The following is a 21781-nucleotide window of genomic DNA, read 5'->3' on the forward strand; positions in this document are numbered from 1 at the left end:
GTACTACAGTTCAAAATAAATATTACGTGCCCTTCGCATTCAGAATAACTGAAATTTTTTAATTGATTTGTAGTATTTGTTATAGTTTTATACGCCACTAATAAAATTTTTCAATCTCATTCGTATTAGCTCATTCGCTATAAAGTGGAGCTTTGGTATCCTAGTTTTCGTGCATGAGTGTATGATGTCATGCTCATTTTTTAGTGAATTTATAGCGAATCACTGGAAGCTCTTCATCATATTATTATTTTATCTTACTTAGTTTGATAACGATATAACGATAATTCCTATAGTTTTTTATAAAAAAATTGTGTACTTTTCTCGAATTATATACGACATTTGCTTGCAAATATATTATTACCACTCCGATTTTAATTTGTTTAAAACGTACATAGAGAGAATTGAAACACTAAATTACCTTATGAAAAGTTATTATTGCACTATTTGTTAGAAAATTGAAAAAACATGTGTAGATAGATATCATTGTAAATGAATATATAATTAATTTTGATTTTCTGACATAATTCTTAACCTAGTTTTTTGCGTGCATTACGAAATAAAATATTGCACCATGTCAGTCTTTAAAAGATTATATATCATAACTTTAAGAGAGGAAGGAAAACTATGAAGATGAAAAGAAAAATCATGATGACAACAGCACTTGCAGCTACATTAGCTACAGGTGCACTACCGACTACATCGGTGTTTGCTGCAGAAAAAGAGGCTCCTATCCAACAAAAAGAGGCACAAATGAGTATTCAACCATTCGCACAAAATAATTTGGAAACAGCGGTTAAGGCTGCCTTAAATGGTCCAGAAGTTAAAAAAATTAAAGTATTTGAGCATGAATTTAATGTAAAACCAATTGAAGTAGTAAATTTAGGTGGTGGTAAAACATATGTTAAGGGACAAATTTCTCATCATTTAAGTTTTCGTCCAGATGATCAATTTTATTATGAGTTTACAGTACAAGATGGAAAGGTACTAGATAAACCTGTATTTAATATTGATAGAGGTGGTTGGACACCATTTGCTGCTCCACTTTTATCAATTCTTGCTGCGTATAATGGAATTCCAGTTAATCCAAATGATTTAAATGCACTTGGTCAGCAGATTGGTAAAGTTATAGATGGAAGCTGGGAACATGCAGCCCAATCAATTGCAACTGTAGTTAGTCTAAGTTTTAATGAGTAGAATTTTTCAATTTTTATTAGCAGTGTAGAGATCCGCTTTTTGTAATCAGCCTTGTTATAAGAGATTCTAAAACAGCTATTAATAAATTTTTACCACTCAATCACATTATCTTGATTTGTTTACCACCTTATCATTCATTATATGTCACAAAATAGAAGTCTTTTTTAGGACTTCTGTTTTGTTTGTATTCAATACGATAAACAGTTGTTTTTTGGAGGCTATACTTCGATTTTTCAAGAATCCGTTTGGCTATTAGGGACAATTTATAATAAAAAATTATTAAAGTCTCAAATAACTTACTCCCCCTATTGTTAATTATTTTCAAATACAAAAATTTATTATCTTAAGAATGAAAAACAATAAATATAGTAAAAAATCATCTAACAATTGTTTAAAGGTCAGGAGAGAAAAAATGAACAAAATAAAAATGAGAAATTTCTTTAAAATTAGCATCCTTACTTGTATTACACTAGCAAGTTTAAGTACACCATCTACTATTTTAGCTGATAGTCATCCAGGTTACTCCTATGAATCCAATATAGGGTATCAAAATCCATCGTGGATGTCGAAAATAGAAGATTCAACAAAAATAAGTGAAATATCTATTCCAGGGACTCACGGTACAATGGCTTTACATGGAGCGAGTTTTCTTGATGAAAATTTGACAAGAAATCAAACTATGAGTTTATCCCAACAATTAAATTCCGGAATTCGATATGTAGATATGCGTGTTAAACGTGTAAAAGATTCTTTTGCAATGTATCATGGCGTTGTAAATCAAAAATCTGTGTTTGAAGATGTATTAAAAGAGACCATTCAATTTTTAAAAGATCATCCAACAGAAACAATATTAATGCGCTTAAAAGAAGAAACTACTCCTGAAAGTGGATCTCTATCATTTGAGGAGATATTTTTAAAATATAAAAACGTTAATGCTTCATATTTTTGGGATCCTAATTCCGTACCAACTTCAGATAGAAATAACCCTAATTTAGGAGATACCCGCGGGAAAATTGTAATCTTACAAAACTTTACATCCGCTCAATTGTACGGGATTGATTACGAAAGTTTGAACATACAAGATAAATTTGAAATTGGAAGCGGACCAGACGAAATATATACAAAATGGATTGCGATAAAAAACCATCTACAAAATACAAATACTAACTTTAATAATGGAAAAATTTATCTCAACCATTTTAGTGGTACGGGAGGCGCAGCCGCATTTTTAAATAATGTATATCCTTGGTTTGTTGCAAGCGGAAAAGAGAGCAGAAATACTGACAGTAGTCCTAAATTGATTCAAACGAATTCCACTAATGCGTGGAGTGATTTCCCTCGCGATAGAAACGGACAAGTATACTATGGGGGGATGAATACACTTGGGACCGAACTCTTACAACAAGGCGCAATTAAACATTCTGGTATCATCGCAGCTGATTTTCCTGGTCCAGGTTTAATTGATAGTATCATTAAATTAAATGGTATACATTCAAATGAAAAAGAAATATTAATTTCACAAATATCATCTGAATCTAGTCCTTTATCAGGGCAACAAAATCGATCCAGCCAAAACTTTAAAATTGATAGTTTACCTGTAGGTACCAAAGAATTAAAATGGGTTATTGAGCCTTCAGAAAAAGATTATCCTTCTACTATTTCTTTCAATGTAATGATTGATGTTTCCCTAGGAATAGATTCCACTCGTTGGAAAAATATTTCACATGAATCTAGGACTGAAGCTTACACAAATACTAAATATTATATTGCAAATCCAATTGGTGCCACTAGCAAATTCACAGTGAAAATATACGCTATTACAAATTAGAAAAAAAAGAATCCCAATGGAATACCATTGGGATTCTTTTTTAATTTCATTTCGTAAACATTAGGATGGCGATTAAATTTTATCCCGCATTAACGGGCAGTAAGACCCCCACCTCAAAATTCAGCGGAAGCAAAGAAGTTAGGTGGGGGGCGGGCTGCCCGTAAAAGCTCGATTGGTGAGGGCTGATAATCAGTGGGGGATGAACAAAACCCCCACTGATTAAAGTTTCACTTTATTAACCATTTAATCCATTAGATAATTATATTTGGAACGGCCCTTAATTTTTAAAGAGAAATCCAAAATTGTTAACTACCTTTTTCAGCTTATCATTTATTCAAAACTGGCTTCCAAAGCGATAAGGCAAAAATCCAATTTGAGTCGCCATTTCCTTGATGATCTTGAACCGCTTCATACACTTTCCCCTCATGTACTACTCTATCACCTTTAGTATATACTTTTCTTGCATCCCATTTTTCGTATGTGGAATCCTCTAACTTAGTAGTTACATTCAAAACATCACTTCTACTAGATTCATTTCCAGCTAAATCAACCGCCGTCACTACATACTTATACGATGTATTAGCCTTCAAATCTTTATCCATAAAGGATGTATTATCAGCTGCCCCAATTTTATTCATAACCCCAGCGCTTTCTCTATATACAATATAATGGTCAACACCTACATTATCTTCAGACGGACTCCACATCAAATCAACAGTTGTCGCTGTTGTACCCATACTATGTAATCCTTTTGGTTGAGTCGGAGCCTCTTTATCTGGAATTTCATTTGTTGTCTTAGCCTTTAGTTTTTCACTTTCTTTTGATATGTTTCCAGCAGCGTCTAATGCCTTTATTGTATAGGTATATTCCGTATTTGCTTTTAGTTTTTTATCAATAAAAGTTGTACCTGGTACCGTACCAATTACTTCTCCATTACGTAACACTTGATATTCTTTTACGCCTATATTATCAGTAGAGGCCTTCCATGTTAGTTCAACACTATTGGCAGAAACTTTAGACGCATTTAATCCCGTTGGTTGACTTGGAGCTACTGTGTCGGGAGTTTCATTATTTACTAAATTTACATCAATTACGTTATAAAACGCATTTGACGTATCTGCTACATCCCATACAGCTAAAATAACATGATAACCATTGCGATCAGTGGGTACATTAATTGTATGTGTTAAATTATTTGATGCTGCCGAACCGTCATGGTTCACAGTTCCAATTGGTTCTAATTCAGCACGTGTTAATGGTTTATTAGGATCCCATCCCTTTTTTGTAATGTAATAATGCCATTTACTTGTAGAATGTGCCGCTGTGTATTTCCATGTAAATGTATTTGCTCCCCCCTTTATTGTGTTTTTGAACCAGCGATTTGATGTTTGTTGGTCAAGAATCCCTCCAAACAATCCTCCTGCCGAAGCAATTTTCCCATCAATCGGTCCACCATCTGGGAATCCTTTAGGTGCTTCTAGACTTTGAGGTTCGTACATTACATTTCCACAATTTAAATTTAATGCTCCATAATTCTGACTACATAAAGCAGCACGACTACTCGGCTTTTCAACAAACCCATGTGCATATGCACTTTGAGGAATCATTGTAATTGCCGTCACCCCTGCAGCTAAAACACAAGCACCAATTCCTTTTTTACTTTTTCTTAATCTTTCTAACTTAGATGTTAATTTCAAATTCATACTTGTCCCCCCAATATATTGTTTACGCTAATATAATAGCAATATAGGGATAAACGAACAAATCACCTACTAATATATTAATAGTTCAATAACATAAACACATTTAGTTTATTTATTAACCTGATATGGTGCTAAATTAAGCAAATTAATTCTATTTTGTAACATTATGTAGTAAAGAGTTTATAAAAAACCAATAAAGATTCACAAAAAATCCAAATATCGATTACTTAGTTTTTTACAACCACACCCCACACGATAACTACATTATTAAGCAGGTTTCATGATTTATTACATTCTCTCACCACCTGACAAAATCAGATCAAAAACATATCTCTGCATATTATCAATTAGTTTAACCACATCTGGATTTTTATCGTTGCTCAGCGACCAATTAATTGACACCATTGCGTTTGCTGTATACAACTGAGCTACAAAGTCAATCGGCACACTTACTTCCACTTGCTGCTCTTTCAAATAGGAATAACAGGCATTATATAAAATAGATTCTAACTCTAAACGTAAATCCGCTGTGGGAACATGTACATGGAGTAAAGTAGCAACCTCTTTTTTTCGCGCTGAGACCTTATCGGTTATCATATTAATAACTTGAGCCACATTTCCATTCTCTATTAATGCGAAACGTAATTCGATTTCTTCCTTGAACCAGCAGACATAATTTTGCACTAATTTTTCCAAAAGATCATATTTATCTGCAAAATGGCTGTAAAATGTGGACTTACTCACCAAAGCATGTATGCAAATATCTTTAGTTGTAATTCGACCAAACTCTTTTTCGTTCAAGAGGGTAATAAGTGTATTAGAAATATTTTTCTTCGTTTTATAAACGCGAACATCCTCTCCCATTATTAATCAACCTCCTTCCCAAAGTTGCTTATCGAACCGTTTATATCCTTATGGTTCGATTTCGTACTTCTTATCCTTTCCTGCTTGTTGTTTCTTTAATATACTTCGCTTACCCTTACCTTGTAGTCAAATATAAGGAGGGATTTTATGTTTAAACAGTATGTAAACAACGAACAGTTCAATTTGCAAATTAACCGTTTTTTCAACGATTTCTATCAAGACGATGAGCGGGCAAATCAGGATCTACAAGCCGTCATCCCAAGACTTACAGACACGGACAGCTGGTATAACACTTGGATAGAATATGCAGCGATGCGGGAGCACCATAAAGACTTTGATCTAGCTTCGGTTTATTATCAGGCTGCCGAGTTTTATATGGAATCATCCGATCCAAAAAAAGAAAAAGTGTACCAAAAATACCGTGAAACTTTTTATAAGGGCTTTCATGATTTTGAGTATGAAACCTATCAAATTCCTTATGAAGATTCCTATCTTCCTGCAATCAAATTCATGACACCAGGCGCATGTAATACACTACTTTTCTTTGGAGGCTACGATTCCTACATGGAGGAAATGATGAAGATGATGAACTACCTCATAGGAATCAATTATAATATTATAGTTTTTGATGGACCTGGACAAGGAACAGCACTGAAAAACGGCTTAAAATTCATCCACAACTGGGAGAAGCCCGTTTCCACAGTCATTGACTATTTCAAACTTGACCGTGTTAGTATTCTCGGAGCTTCTTGGGGCGGCTACTTGGCAATGCGTGCCGCCGCTTTTGAAAAACGAATCGACAAAGTCATTGCCTTTAATATTTTTTATAGTGGCCTTGATGCACTCAAGATGCGCATGCCGGATAATATCTGGAATAAATTGACCACGCTTCTGGCTACTAATGAAGCTGACAAAATTAATACCATGTTTAAACAAATGATGGCCACCAGCATCGACCTGAACTGGAAAGTTAAAAAGGGTATGGAAAATACAGGTGAAAAAACGCCATTTAACTTACTTAAAAACTTTGAAAAGCATACGATGGCAGGAATCGGTCAGTTTATAAATCAAGAAGTATTGCTCCTGGCTGGTGAAGACGATCAGTACGTTCCAATTAGCCGATTACCGCAAATCGAATCGGAGCTATGTAATGCAGCCTCCATCACTTCTGTAGTTTTCACTAAGAAAACTGGTGGTGAACAACATTGTCAGGCTGGTCATCGTCACTTAGCTTTTGATGAAATTAAAAGATTTTTGTGACATAAATTATATTGAGAAATATGAAGCGTTTTAGCACTTTCAAAATTTTTCTTTTACTAGCACATTAGAACATGGTGACACTCTTGCCCTTCTTATAGTGCTCATGGTGACCATCGTGTCACTCCTCAAAAAGACTGACATTATTTTCATAAAAGAAATCCCCCACGTATTTGTGGGGGATTATTCTGCGTTTTACTTATAATGAAATGTATGAAGTTTTGTTTATTTACAAACCTAAAATTCCAACAATCTGACTCGCCTTTAGATTAGTAATATAATAGTACATCTCTAAACCCTTTTTTTCAGCCTTTAGCACCTTACCCCTCATTTTTGATAAATGTTGGGAAACAGTGGATTGTGGAATTTTTAAAAGCTTCGTCAATTGTGTAACATTACATTTTTTATACTGAATTAACTCGTTTATAATTATTCTTACTAAATCTAACAAAAAAATTTGAGTAGCCCCCAATTTATTGCACTAATTATAACTAGAGCTAGCCCTTTCCTTTTCTTTAAATTCCTACTTTAACTAGAACATACGGACGTTAAGTGATATGAGTTCATTTTATAATGGGGGAATTTCCCACCTTTTCTAAACAACTTATTATATTATTTTTATCTAATAAGGCACAGAAACAAATTAAAAAACTTTAGTGCTCCTGAGAAAATCTCTTGAGGAAAAACGTTTTTAGGGTAAAACGTTTTTCAGGGTAATTTTATACTGACTCTTTTCCTTAAAATGTTTCTGTACCTAATATTTAAATTAACTTATGTCAAAATATTTCGCAATACAAGTGCTAAATGCTACATGGATATATAGAAAATGACACTTTTTATGAGCATACCCCATCAAATACTTATATTAAATATAGAAAAGTCACCTTAATATTATTAAATTTGTTAAATTAAATAATGAAAATGGAGAATACTAACTTTATAATTGTCACAATTTAATTTATATATCTACTCTTTTATTACTCGTAAAAATCATTTGATAATTCCTTCAATATTAATTTATGAAATGCAGAGACCATCTAAAGCAACAATTTTCTTACATTAGATTGTTTTTCTATCTAATTTATTTTGTCGAAAAAAGTCGATATTTTCATATTTTTTTCATTTAATTATTGTACATTTGCACATTTAATGTTAGGATTATGCCTATTCAAATTAGATCCTATTGATTCCTCTTTAAGATTTCTTTATTTTATTTTTGAAAATTAGTTACTTTCTAGTAAATTCCCAACAATAATACAGCAAACTACACTAATAATAATTCTAAAATTATATTTTCATCTCGTAAATTCATAAAAAGGAATTAAAGTCAAACTATATTTTCTATCTGTGTATATTCATTCTTTATTCAAACATGATTAATTATAAGTTCTAACTCGTTAATCAAATTTAAATAACAATTTTGATTCTAAAATAAGTTCAAAATCAAAATAAATATATTGTTATTTCAAAATAATGTTGTAAACTATCTTTAGAATGGAAAGATTTATGTAACAGCATGTTAAGGGGTTACAGGGGGAATAAAAATGAGAAATTTTTTCGATGACAAGTATAAAAATATTGAATTAAAAAGGAGACTATTAAATATAATCAGTGAAATTAGTGAATTAAAAGGAAAATTAGCTGCTTATCAGGAACAAAATCCTGATATATTTACTAGCTTAGAAAAAACCATACCACTTCATTACATAAAAAACTTTACTACTACCTATGAAGATATAAAAGTCCCAAATAAAAGATTAAAAGAACTTATTTTAGATGATATATTACCTCAAAATATCTCGGAAGATGCTATCTTTTGTTTTTACCAAACACTTACTTTTGTACATAAGAATTCCTGTGATTTATTAATCAATCCAGAAACTATACAGGAATTACATTTTCAATTAATACATTACATTACCTCTGACAGTGCCAAATGGCGCGAAAAACCGTTTACTATTCCAGGTATTCCTGAAAACGGAATGCACTTAAATAGTTACCGCATTCTTCCACATGAGCTTATTCCACAAGTAATGGAACAATTATGTGATCAATATAACTCATTAAATTCTAGTAAGGGCCATCATTCACTTTTATTAATAGCTCGTTTTATATTTAATTTTTATTGCATAGTCCCTTTTAATCAGGGTAACGGCAGATTGGCACTTATGTTAATGCAATTGCTATTAATTAAAAGTGGAAATACATTTGTAAAATATGTATGTCTGGATAAATACATTAAGAAAAATGAATCTGAATATTACAATTCGATTTATAAATCTTCGGTAAATTGGTACTGCGAGGAACATAATAGTAGCTTTTGGTTAAAAACGTTTTTAACTATTATATTAGAGGCGTACAAAGATCTTCATAATACAGTTCTAGATTCTATATGTAAGCATACTAAAGTGGAGAGAATTCAGGATTTTATACTTAAACAAAAACAACCCTTTACTAAGGAGTGTATTCGTAACACATATCCAGACATAGCAGAGAGTACAATCAGTAAGGCTTTAAATTCCTTGCAATTGTTTGGCCATATTAAGCTATTGACAAAAGGAAGAAATGCTAGTTGGATTAAAGTTTAACTATACTTGTAAAACACTTACAGTTCAAAAAAGAAAATTATAACTTTATCATTTAAATTCATGCCTTTGGACTCTTATTCATTGAATTTCATTTTAATATATTAAGCTATTATTACTAATTTAGTTATTTCTAATTCCTACAAAACATTTTATAGGAATATTTGTCGAAAAAAGTCGTACTTTAATATTTTTTCTTTATTTTCTGATTGTAAACGTTTCATTTTCGTGTTACCATCTTAATCAAACAATAGATGGTAATAAAAATGAAAATATTTCTTTCCCTTAGAAACATATAAACGTACGGTCATATCAAGAAAATAAGGCCAAAGAAATATTTGATACCTATCCAAATTACCAATAGGAATTTTGCCGCATTAACTTTCTGTTATTTCAGAATAAAACTTCACATTTTGTCCCTAAACAAAATTTGTTAGCGTGCAAAATTCAAATACACTAAAACACCCAAATAAATGAAATGTCCTTTTTTATTGAGCATTGAGGTATGAAAAAATAGTTCTTCCTACAAAATTCAGCTGAGTAACATAAAGACATCTAAATTACTACCTTTATCGCCATCTATTGTTGACAACATATTTACCAACTATTAAAAAGAACCTATCAAGGGTTCTTTTTTATTATAATCATTCAAATTTCACTTCTATCTTGATACTTAGATTTCTACACAAATTACATCTACTTTTTTTACGCTCAATTATTGAATTTATAATATAGTACTTCAATTTTAGTTATTCTTGATCTTAATCCGTTTAAATTAGTGAATAAAATTCAAACATATAAAAATAATAACTACAACTAATCGTTATATATTAAAGAGGTGTCAATTTTGTCCTTAAATGAAAAGACCCTAGAAACAAAGACAGATAAAACCATTGAAAAAATCCAAACAAGTAACTTAAAAGAACTTAAAAATACATTAGATAACATCTTTAATATTAGTGCAGATTTGATTGAACATCCTTTGCAATTAAAAACAAACACGAATATTTTACTATATTATTTTGAAGGCCTTACAGATGGTGTTGCATTAAAAGGAAATGTTGTTACACCATTATTACAAGAAGTGAATGAAGACGGTCAAATATTTAATTCTAATATTATTGCTACTCATACCAAAATAGTATATACGTGGAATGAAATTAAAGAAGGATTACTTGAGGGACAATGTGTACTGTTTATGGAAGGAGAAAAGAGGTCCCTTCTAATAAATACAAAAGGTTGGGCAGAGAGAGCGATTCAAGAACCCATTTCAGAAGTTACTATTAAAGGCTCACATGATGGGTTTATTGAGAATGCCACAAAAAACATAGGCTTAATTCGTCGATATATTCCTTCTACTGAATTGAAAATTAAAAAATTGACAATTGGAGAACGCGCCACTTCTTTAGTCTATTTAATTTACTTAGGGGATGTAGCAAACGAAGATGTGGTCCAAGAAATAGAAACTAGAATCTGTAAAATTAAAACGGATGCGGTATTGAGCATTGGAGAACTATCTAATTTTACAAAGGATCAAAATTGGACTCCTTTTCCACAGGCTTATTTAAGTGAACGCCCAGATGCCATTTCTAATCATATACTTGATGGAAAAGTAGCGGTGTTAATTGATAGATCTCCTGGTGCGATGATTGTCCCAATGAATTTAATTGGATTTTTTCAGACTCCAGATGATTATAATATACATTGGCTCATTGCATCATTTTTTCGCTTATTACGATTTGCAGGATTTATTATAGCTATTTTTTTACCTGCAATTTATATTGCTATAGTCTCTTTTCATTTTGAAATCATTCCTTTAGATCTATACACTTCTATTGCAACGTCAAGAGTTAAAGTCCCTTTCTCTCCTTTATTGGAAGCTTTCATAATGGAAATCACACTAGAAATGCTACGTGAAGCTGGTATTCGCTTACCACAACCAATTGGACAAACAATTGGAATTGTTGGAGGGATTGTAATTGGGCAGGCGGCTGTTCAAGCTGGTCTTGTGAGTAACGTTATGGTTATTATCGTATCTATTACCGCCATTGCATCATTTATTGTTTCTAATTATGATTTATCAAGTTGTATTCGGCTTATTCGTTTTCCAATGATGTTATTGGCCTATTTTTATGGGATTGTAGGTATTGTTAGTGGATTAATGCTCTTATTTGCTCATTTTGTTTCATTAACTTCCTATGGTTCACCATATGGACTGCCAATTGCACCATTTCGTCTCCAAGAGTTAAAAGATTCTTTTGTAAGATTTCCTATTTCCATGATCACCACCCGCTCGAGTACAGGACAACCGAAACAAAGAAAGAAAAAAGAAGGTGGTTCGCATGGGAAATCTTAAATTCCAAAACATAACTTTATTTGAATTTATTGTTTTCATCCATTCACTGCAACTAGCATCAGGAATGTTAATTATGCCAAGCCCTCTTGCCACTACCGCTGGTACAGACGGATGGATTTCTATCATTTCGGGATGGATAATTACTTCTATAATTGGCATATTTATTATATTAATGTTACAAAAAAATCCTAACAAAAGCTTCTCTCAGATCTTAAAAACATACTTTGGTAAATGGCTTGGGACAATTTTTCTTCTTTTATATGCCTTTTATCTATTCTTTGCTGGTTTTAATACTTTATTAAAGGCAACTGATATTGTAAAAGTGTGGATATTCCCTTCCACTCCTGCTTATCAAATCGCCATATTATTACTATTGCCTTTTATTATTTTAGCCCTGAGTGGGTTAAGGGCTCTTACTAGTTATTCTATGCTTGTTTTCTTCTTCACTACTTGGATGCCACTTTTTCTTCTTTTTTCACTAAAGAGTAACTACAATCCTTTACACCTACTACCTATTTTTAAAGATGGCCTATACCCTATTTTAAAAGCAACAAAAGAAACCATTACCCCTTATGCTGGCTTAGAAATTGCGTATTTTATTTATCCGTTCTTACAAAAAAAACAAAAAGCCATAAAAGGAATACTAATAGCGAATACTGGAACCATGTTTTTCTATCTATATGTGACTATTCTTTCTTATATATACTTTAGTCCGGAGGGGATAAAAGACGTAATTTGGCCAGTATTTCATCTGTTAAAAGGGGTTCGTTTTTCTTTCATAGAACGATTAGAAATTATATATATTGCTTACTATTTGATTGTATTTTCCACTACAATATATCCGTATTTATTTTTCAGTTTCGAATCTGTGACCATTTTATTTCAAAAAACCGTTCGCAATTGGGCGCTGGCTGGTTTTATGCTATTAATAGTCGGCTTATTCGTTTTTCTAAATCCCGATGTGGATCAATATTTATTTATATATTCTCTTATGGATATCTTAAATACCATTTTCTTTATTCTATTACCAATCTTCTTTTTCGCTTACAGCATTCTTTTTACTTGGTTTACTAGGAGGAAACAGCTTTGATTCGAAAATGGATATGGATTGTAATCTGTTGTGTATGTTTAATTAGTTGTAGTCAGAGAATTCCACTTGAGAAGGTTTCATTAATCCTTTTAATTGCCTTGGATAGAAACTCTAATGGAGACGTAAAGGTGGGCACAAGCATACCACTCTTTCATCATAAACAACAAAAAAGTACTATAGAGCATTGGACGCAGGCATCAACTGTATATAATGGATTCAGTAAGATAGATACGAAGTTAACGGGTTATATGACAGCCTCCAAAGCCGAAATTATTTTAATTGGAAAAAAATTAGCACAAGAAGCAAATTGGATGCAGGAGCTTGATTCTTCTTACCGTGATCCTTACGCTACCATTAATGCTAAAGTAGTACTTGTTGATGGACCTGTAGAAGAAATTTTCACAATTAATAAGCCCGACAAACCATCACTACCATCTTATATAAGTAGTGTAATCGAATCCTCCATTCAAAATAATCAATCCGTTTCTTCCACTATTCAACAATTAATGAGAGAAAAAAATGAAGAAGGAATGACACAAGCTGTTCCAGTTATCAAAAAAACACAAAATGAAATTGACACGATAGGAATTGCACTTTTAGATCGACAAGGAAAATTTTTAACTCGTATCCCTAAAAAAGATGTTAAATTCTTCAATCTTATAAATAAGCCCAAAAATAAAGGCCGGATGATACTACACCTTGTGCTTCCTCCTAAAAAATCCAACAAAAAACCAAACACTTCTATCTTGGTACAGAATGCGACAAGGAAGATAGATGTTAATTTTCAAAACGGAAAGTTTGTATTTAATCTCGATATAAATGCAAATGTAGCTTTAATAGAAAAAACCAATGCGAATTTAATTAAGGGACATTATGATAATAAAAAAAACATAAATAATTTAAAGAGCGCTATTCAAAAAGAAATTAATAAGAAGTTACAAGATATTTTGGATGAAATACAGCAGAATAAAATTGATCCAATCGGATTATCCCTATATGCTAGAGCTTTTCAATATAACGAGTGGAAAAAACTAAAAGGAAATTGGTTGCAAGCGTTAGCAGAGGCTAAAATAACTGTAAAGACACACGTCAAAATAAAAGATACTGGGACCATTAGAAATTAGACTAGCCTATTCTTGTATTTGATAGCATCTCTCAGTGGAATTTCCCTTCCTCAATAATTATTATGTAAAAGACGCTAACTCAAAGAAAAATCTTTCGGTTAAATGCTAACCAATAGATTTTTCTTTTTTATATAACCAGTTCTTTTAAAATGGCAACAATTTAACTACGGTAATCAAGTACAAGTTTCTAATTTAAGGAATTTAAGAACTTATAACTCTGTTGCAGTAAACATGCCAGCTGCCATTTCTATAGCAACTCCATGATATAACATCAAAGCCGAAATTCCTAAGTTAAGGGGTTTCGGCTTTTTGAGTTCGTTCGAATATCTTAGTTTTAGTTTTATGTACTTTGATAGAATAGATACACATCAGCATATTTGTGCTTAATTTTATCGTTTAATGCGGCTTTAATAAATCATTTTTAGTTTATATCTCCCATACTGATAGCAATTGAATTTTATTATTTATCCCCTTAGATTATTTCAAATGATTCTATTTTCTTTCCATTTGACTCTTTTGATATATTTCAAATTTCTTGATTACATGTTGTATAGGGGAGCCCTTCTTTTTTCCACGCAAGAAATCCCCCCTTTAAATTAAATACTTTCTTTATATCAGCTTTTTGTAAAATGCTAGCTGCTATAGCGGAACGTAACCCCGTTCGACATTGTAAAACTATTGGACAATTTTTCGGTACATCATCTAGCCGTTCAAGTAGATTACCTAAAGTGATATGTATTGCATCATGAAGATGTCCTTCATCCCACTCTTTTTTACTACGCACATCGATAACCTTTACACTTCCATCTTTTATTAACGGATATAATTCATTTGATGTTTTTTCCTTATAGATCTCTAAACTATGGAATCTTTGAATTACCTTTGAAGGTGCAAAAGCAATAATATTATCTAAGCCAATGGACTCAAAGTCTCTAATAACTTCCTCCACTTTAACCTTTTCCGCATCTAAAATTATTAAAGTTTCTTTTTTATAATCTAATATCCCCCCACACCAAGTTGTGAAAGAATTGTTATAAGGTATGTTAATTGACTTCTCGATGTGGCCAGCAGCAAAACACTCTACATCCCTTATATCAACTATTTGCTGAACACCCCTCATCACTTCTTGAAGTTCTTCTATTGTATAAATAGCAGTAATTTCTCTCTTCTTACGAGTTGGTGGACCATACTTATTTAAATTCTTCATTAATGGAAAATACTTTGGAGGCTCTGGCTGTCCCGTCAATAAATTCGATACAAAATTATCTTCATCATTACACTGAAACGCCCAATTAAACATCTTTTCATAACCTAATGTGGAAGTTGGAATTGTTCCTAATGCTTTTCCACATGCACTTCCTGCACCATGTGATGGCCATATTTGCAAATAATCGGGGAGTATTTTTATTTTTTGTATAGAATCAAATAATTGTTTCGCTCCTATTTTCGCGGTATCTTTAATACCAACAGCAATTTCTAACAAATCGGGTCTACCTATATCTCCTACAAATATAAAATCACCCGTGAATATTCCTATCGGTTTATCATTCGTATAATTATTTTGACTTGTATCGGTTACTAAAAAGGAAATACTTTCAGGCGTATGCCCTGGGGTATGAATGACATTGAATTTTATATGACCAACCTTAAACTCTGTTCCCTCTCTAACCAAATTGTATCGGCCTTCGTTAAGATATTGATATTTCCACTCACTATCTCCTTCATCTGATACATATAAATTTGCATTAAAAAGAAGGGAAAGTTCTCTAGACCCAGAAAGAAAATCTGCATGAATATGAGTCTCAGCCGAAGCGATTACTTCCATCCCTTCTTTTTTAGCAAATTCTATATATTGTTCTATATAGCGGCTGGGATCAATAACAATTGCTACGCCTTCCTTCTGACAACCAACTAAATAGGAAGCATGAGCTAATTTTTCATCATAAAAATATTTTAAAAGCATAGCTATTCCCTCCAAATGCTTAGTTCAAATTACTTCTCGGTTGTTACAACAACTCTCTCTATCTTTTCTTATAGAATCCCTTTCAACATTAAATTCCAATACATATAGGGCAACATATATCTTTTAAGTAAAAACATACTATACCGTTCTTTCGCTTGATTAAACGGAAACGTTTCTTGAGGCTCATGTTCATAGTTAAATTCAGCAAGTATAAGACTTTTATATCCTGTAACAATCGGACAGGATGTATACCCATCATAATTAGCCTGCAAGTCTCTTCCATTAAGTACGTCCAAAATATTTTGTTTTAAGACAGGTATTTGTTTTCGAATTGCCGCTCCAGTTTTAGATGTAGGTAAATTGGTACAATCTCCAAGTCCAAAAATATTCTTATATTGTACATGCTGCAAAGTATAAGGACTTATATCTACCCACCCATGATGATCACTTATCTCACTTTCTTTAATAAAGTTAGGTGGCCCCATTGGTGGAACAACATGTATCATACTGTATGGTACTGTTTCTCTTTTCATTGTTTGCGTATCTTCAAAAATTGCTTCTCTCTTTTCAGCGATAATTTCAACTAAGTTTTTATTATAATTCGTTATAATTTGCTTTCTTTCTAGTACTTGTTCTAATGTATCTGCATAACGTGGCACCTGAAATATGTTTGCGTTTGCAGAATAAAACATTACTTCACTTCTGTTTCTTACCCCGCTATTACAAAAATACTCTTCTGCTAAATACATAATTTTTTGTGGAGCGCCACCGCATTTAATAGGAGTATTGGGGTGGGTAAAAATCGCTTTTCCTCCTTTAAATTTTTCGATTTCTCTCCAAGTAGACTCAACATATTTATAAGAATAATTGCTACAGACCCCATTAGCCCCAATAGATTCCTTTAAACCTTTAATACCTTCCCAATTTATTTGTATACCGGCTGCTACAATAAGAATCTCATATTTAAGTAGCATTCCATCATCTAAAAGTATCTTATTTTGATCTGGAAACAACTTAACAACACTTTTAGGAATCCACGTTGCTCCTTTTGGAATAAGTGATTCTTGATCACGCATCGTACATTCCTTTGAAACAATTCCTCCCCCAACTAAACTCCATAGTGGTTGGAAGTAATGTTTTTTAGATGAATCGATAATAGCTATACTTTCTTTCAATAGGGGTACATTTCGTAACAAATGTGCAGTAGAAGATAGTCCTGCAGTCCCAGCGCCAATCACAATAATTTTATAATTATCTCTGGTCTTCATTATCCTCTTCCTATCTGAATTTAATTTTTAAGTTAACTAATTATTAGCCTTATTCCATCGTAGTAACAATATTATAAGATAAAAATACTATTATTTTATCTAATTAAAACGAATATTCCGTTAACATTACCCGTCGACATTACTATATGCGTAAATCCCTTATGTTACTTCTTTAATTTGTTTCAAACTCTACAAACTTTACATTTCTCAATATTAGCCTGTATCCTATCTCACTTTAATGACATTACACTTCTATAGATAATGAAATGCAAGTTTCTTTGGTATGGTTTGTCCATCCTCCTTTTCAGGGGATAGACAAAAACAATCTTATTCCAATAGCTATATTACCTATTCTTTTTTGAATCTTTGTTATAAATATCTATACATGCATTTGAGAACGTCTTTGTTGTTTTTCCAGTCCCTCAATAATGTGAGAATTGCTATTACCATATTTCCCGTAGCCTTTGATTTATAGGGAGATGAAAAAATAATTTATTTTTCTATATTAAGCAATGTTAAGACTACGAGTTATTCCAAATAAACTGGACGAAACATATACTTCATTTAAAAGAAGATTTTTGTCTTTGATTGGATAAAAAGTTTAATTTAGAATTATTTAAATCGGATGAAATCCTTACCATAATAAATTCTCTAAAACTTAACTAAGTGAATTTATTCTTTGTATAACTATACTTAAAAGCCTTTTAACCACTTTAACCGCATCACTTCATTCATTAATTATTTACTACAGCCGCTTTTGTTTTATTGGATAATTAAATCATAAATTCTAAATAGAAGAATAAAATAAATTGAAGAACTTCATTGTAATATGCATTATAAGTTTTAAATATTAAAATCAAAAAATATATTATTTTTTCATTATTCTTTGCTTTATAAAATGCTAATAATTTATTACGAACTTTTTTGGCCAATCGTCTATACCGGGGTCATACTACGATTAAAATATATAACAGCAGGAATCAATATTTATTTTGTAGAATGAAATATTATGAAATAGATTAATATTGGTAGGAGGAGTTATAATGAAATTAAGTAAAATCGTATTAACTGGAACCTTGTTATTAGGAAGTATGACTAGCATTGAAATAATTTCACCAATAAATGAAGTTAAAGCCGCATATTCTGAACCTTTTAATGACGATTGGGGATATAAAACCATTAATGAATTAGAGGGAGCTGAAAATAGTACATACCAACCCGACTGGAATATTGAACACCTCATAACAGGAGATACTTTCTACTTAACTCAACGTTTTGGTAGAGCGCATTTTGGTGCCAAAATGAAGATTTTCAAGGTTCACCCTGACGGCACTTTACAACGCTTTATTACAATTGAACCAGAATTTATTACTACGCCTACAGGGTTAGAAATTTGGAGAACACCAATTACAAATGTATATACTAAAGGGACATATATTGCAGTAATTAAGTATAACGGAGAATTTACCTACTCAAATCATTTTCAAATTAATTAACTCTTTCCTACTCAGTAGCTAGAATTGATTAATTAGGTAGCTATGAAGAATTAAGATCTTAACCAGCTTCAATTGGATCTTAACTTTTTTAATATAAACACATTTTACTTTTAATAGAAATAAGTTAACTATTATATCCACCTACTCTTCGTATGCAATATTGCATACGAAGGGCCTTAAATATTTTGGTATACTATGCATGTGGATTTTTCATCCAAAATTCCACTCAAACGCATATTTATGTATATGCCGACCCTAATTGCTAAAAGTGAGAAGAATGTTATTCATTCTTCTCACTTTTTTTATTTAAAATGTGTGCTTGTACTTAGGTCTTTAGATATTTTACATTTTGAATCTTAATACTAATCCACGTATGTGAATTTCCTTATAAAAATAAACTCCAAAATAGAATTAATCTTCCAAATTCCACCTATGGAGTCAGTTGTTTTCTAAAAAACATTCCAGCGTTTTTATCAATTGATTTTAGAATAGTTAAATAATAATACCATATACAAGCTCTGCATAAATTATTCATTTTCTTTTATATAATACCTACCTTTTTACTTCTGATAAATCATTAAACATTGGATTATATTTCACTTTTATATAAATAAAAGCCAAATAGCCGTTCATAATGAACGACTATTTAGCATCTTACTAATAATTTGAATGTTCTTCATGTTAATCTATTTTGTGTAAACCTGTTGAAGTAATTTGATAGGTTCTTTTCTTACCTATATATTCCTGTTTACTATTCTCAAGGTTAATAAGTGTAGCCCGTGTCTTTTCCTTTACTGCTTCCCCTTCTATATGGGTAAACTCGATATAATCTCCCACTTTGACTGGCACAGTTTGTCTTTCAGCAGTTTGCTGTCTATTTCCCACTATTTCCTTATTGTACACAACACTACCGGATGAATTCTGTACTTTGATACTTGCATACGTATTATTAAAATAAGAATGTGGTACGCCTGCTTCTAAATTCACCTGCATTTTCTCTGTTACCCTATTATAATTTACTTTTGCAATTTCTCTATCACTATATCCTTTTAAAGACCAACCAAATTGATTTCCGTCTAAAACCGTTGCTTCTGGGATTTTTTCTACTTTCTTCAGACCTTCTTTTGTAACTTCGTATATGGCTTTTTTTCCAAAGCTCTCTTGTTTACTATTATCAACATTTGTGAGAGTAGCTCTATGCACACCTTCTAGATGTGTTAACTCAATATAATCTCCTACTTTGACTGGAACTTTTTGCGATTCAGCATTTTGTTGTTTGTTTCCATAAATGTCTTTATTGTATACTACTTTCCCTGATGCATTTTGTACTTTAATACTCGCGTATGTTTCATTAAAATAATGATGTGGTATGCCTGCCTTTAAATCAACTTGCACTTCTTCTGTCGATTTATTGAGATTGATTTTAGCAAACTCGAAATCGCTAATTCCTTTTAGCGACCATGCAAACTGCTTTCCTTCTAAAATATTAGAAGAGTTCGGTATATCTGGATTAAAACCTAAGTTATCTAATATAGATTTTAAATCAGGTAAAACACCTATTCTATCATTCCACGGATCTTGAGATTTTGTTCCTGTATTTGGATTACTTAAGATATTTCTTAATTCGGCTGGTGTATAAGGGGAACCTCGATGTTCTTTAGCAATACCTTGAATCGAAGTTGCTGCCCCAGCAATAATTGGTGAAGCACTTGATGTGCCACTAAATGTTGATGTATATAAATTTGTAGTATTTTGACTTGGATTTGCTGATGTTGTATCAACATTTTCTCCCCATCCATATACATCTAATCGACTTCCATAATTTGAAAACCATAAACGTTTATGTGGAACAGTTGATGATCCCGCCCCAACCATAATAGCACCTGAATCCTTAAAGTCTGGACTATTTCGATTTAAGATCTTTTTTCCATTACGATCTTTAAAATTATCTAAGTCGTTTGAACCATTTGCGCCAGCTTCTATAATAATAATCCCTTTATCTGTACCAACACGAATCGCATCAAAAATATCTGGATGTACTTCTACAGGTAAATATTTATCCCCATACCCATCATACGAAGCTTGTGCCTCTAATAAAAGAATATCCCCTGCTTGTAAATTATGTACAGCACTTAAAATAGCATCCGCTGTATTATAAATTCCATTATCCCTAATTTGGGATATTACTTTTACATTTGCTTTTGGTGCAATTCCAATATTTCCAATTTGATTATCTTCGGATGAAACAATTCCTAATACAGAAGTACCATGAGCTCTATGTTGGCTTATATTTTGTCCAGACATAAGCTTTATATTTTTATTGACTAAATCCTCATGGTTCAATAACCATCCATATTCCATATCCACAAAAGTTGTACCCTTCCCGTCACCACCTTTAATGCTCCAAGCATGCGAGGCATTAATTCCCTTTGGTGCCGCTTCAAGATATCCTTGATTTTTAAATCTAGGATCATCGTACGGATTAACAGATAAATCTGGTAACTGTATTTCAGGGGGTGTCAAAATTTGTTTTTCTTGTATATAAGCTTCTTCTACAAGAGGTGATGTTTCAAATTTTTTCAGTAATAATTCTATTTCAATGTTATTAGGAGCTTGTACAATATAATAATTTAATAAATTGTTAGCTGATTGATTAGCAAATGATTTAGAGTGTAATGATAACTTTTCAATCTCTATTGGATTTACAGATGAGAACAGGCGATCCAAAGTAAGTTCTGTATTTTCAGAAAATAACTTTTTTAAATTGTTATCATAATTTCCATTTTTTATTCGTTTCTCAATACCATCTTCATAAGGTAAATCAATTTCATTTTTAAACTTTACAATTAATTGTTCTTCCTGTGAATCTCTTTTATTAGAATCTGTTTCTTTGTATGTGACATTATAAGATTCAGCGTAAACTTTATTATGAATTCTATCATTTTGTAGTATTAGATCTGTTCCTACGAATGTTGTCATTGCAATTGATGAAATTAGAAACCCTTTGAATATGTTCATACTATACCCGCCAATCTATTTTCTCTTGAGCATTT

Annotated in this window: 14 protein-coding genes; 8 read left to right on the forward strand and 6 right to left on the reverse strand. The window is 31.9% G+C overall.

Going from position 1 to position 21781, the window contains the following annotated elements:
- Positions 1–624 precede the first annotated feature (624 nt).
- Entirely contained in the window at positions 625–1194 is a 570-nt protein-coding gene (locus tag QCI75_RS14540) for a methyltransferase (protein ID WP_144509000.1), read from the forward strand.
- 412 nt (positions 1195–1606) lie between these two features.
- Positions 1607–3022 (forward strand): phosphatidylinositol-specific phospholipase C, encoded by a 1416-nt coding sequence (locus QCI75_RS14545; RefSeq protein ID WP_144508998.1) that lies wholly within the window; start codon positions 1607–1609, stop codon positions 3020–3022.
- A 326-nt stretch (positions 3023–3348) separates the two neighbouring features.
- On the opposite strand, the gene QCI75_RS14550 is transcribed toward QCI75_RS14545, so the two are convergent.
- A complete protein-coding gene (locus QCI75_RS14550; RefSeq protein ID WP_353760742.1) occupies positions 3349–4725 on the reverse strand; it encodes a lytic polysaccharide monooxygenase in 1377 nt (458 codons plus the stop codon).
- Between the two features lie 288 nt (positions 4726–5013).
- Complete coding sequence (locus QCI75_RS14555) at positions 5014–5589, reverse strand: TetR/AcrR family transcriptional regulator (protein ID WP_144508872.1); 576 nt, start codon at positions 5587–5589, stop codon at positions 5014–5016.
- A 147-nt stretch (positions 5590–5736) separates the two neighbouring features.
- On the opposite strand from QCI75_RS14555, the gene QCI75_RS14560 reads away from it, so the two are divergent.
- Positions 5737–6849 (forward strand): alpha/beta fold hydrolase, encoded by a 1113-nt coding sequence (locus tag QCI75_RS14560; protein WP_144508873.1) that lies wholly within the window; start codon positions 5737–5739, stop codon positions 6847–6849.
- A gap of 226 nt (positions 6850–7075) precedes the next feature.
- Here the strand turns inward: QCI75_RS14560 and QCI75_RS14565 are convergent, their stop codons facing one another.
- The gene (locus QCI75_RS14565; RefSeq protein WP_235676440.1) at positions 7076–7318 is read right to left on the reverse strand and encodes an ArsR family transcriptional regulator; all 243 of its coding nucleotides are present in this window, start codon (positions 7316–7318) and stop codon (positions 7076–7078) included.
- Positions 7319–8390: 1072 nt separating this feature from the next.
- Between QCI75_RS14565 and QCI75_RS14570 the strand changes: the two genes are divergently transcribed.
- The 4 genes from QCI75_RS14570 (at position 8391) to QCI75_RS14585 (ending at position 14001) form a co-directional block, all read left to right on the forward strand.
- The gene (locus tag QCI75_RS14570; RefSeq protein WP_144506513.1) at positions 8391–9434 is read left to right on the forward strand and encodes a Fic family protein; all 1044 of its coding nucleotides are present in this window, start codon (positions 8391–8393) and stop codon (positions 9432–9434) included.
- Between the two features lie 844 nt (positions 9435–10278).
- Positions 10279–11787 carry a spore germination protein gene (locus tag QCI75_RS14575; protein ID WP_353760743.1) on the forward strand — a complete coding sequence of 503 codons (1509 nt, stop codon included), beginning with the start codon at positions 10279–10281 and terminating at the stop codon, positions 11785–11787.
- Positions 11774–12877 carry a GerAB/ArcD/ProY family transporter gene (locus tag QCI75_RS14580; protein WP_353760744.1) on the forward strand — a complete coding sequence of 368 codons (1104 nt, stop codon included), beginning with the start codon at positions 11774–11776 and terminating at the stop codon, positions 12875–12877. The genes QCI75_RS14575 and QCI75_RS14580 overlap by 14 nt, the downstream gene beginning before the upstream one ends.
- Positions 12874–14001 (forward strand): Ger(x)C family spore germination protein, encoded by a 1128-nt coding sequence (locus QCI75_RS14585; RefSeq protein ID WP_353760745.1) that lies wholly within the window; start codon positions 12874–12876, stop codon positions 13999–14001. Before QCI75_RS14580 ends, QCI75_RS14585 begins: the two co-directional genes overlap by 4 nt.
- 526 nt (positions 14002–14527) lie before the next feature.
- Here the strand turns inward: QCI75_RS14585 and QCI75_RS14590 are convergent.
- Entirely contained in the window at positions 14528–15964 is a 1437-nt protein-coding gene (locus QCI75_RS14590; protein ID WP_144506515.1) for an MBL fold metallo-hydrolase, read from the reverse strand.
- Between the two features lie 68 nt (positions 15965–16032).
- A complete protein-coding gene (locus QCI75_RS14595) occupies positions 16033–17232 on the reverse strand; it encodes an NAD(P)/FAD-dependent oxidoreductase (RefSeq protein ID WP_144506516.1) in 1200 nt (399 codons plus the stop codon).
- Positions 17233–18275: 1043 nt separating this feature from the next.
- Here QCI75_RS14595 and QCI75_RS14600 point away from each other — a divergent pair.
- Complete coding sequence (locus QCI75_RS14600) at positions 18276–18728, forward strand: DUF5065 family protein (RefSeq protein ID WP_144506517.1); 453 nt, start codon at positions 18276–18278, stop codon at positions 18726–18728.
- Between the two features lie 681 nt (positions 18729–19409).
- On the opposite strand, the gene QCI75_RS14605 is transcribed toward QCI75_RS14600, so the two are convergent.
- Positions 19410–21746: a putative mucin/carbohydrate-binding domain-containing protein gene (locus tag QCI75_RS14605; protein WP_353760746.1), complete on the reverse strand. Its 2337-nt coding sequence runs from the start codon at positions 21744–21746 to the stop codon at positions 19410–19412.
- Between the last annotated feature and the right edge of the window lie 35 nt (positions 21747–21781).

Origin of the sequence: Bacillus cereus group sp. RP43 (assembly GCF_040459645.1) — a bacterium.
Taxonomy (GTDB): Bacteria; Bacillota; Bacilli; order Bacillales; family Bacillaceae_G; genus Bacillus_A; species Bacillus_A mycoides_C.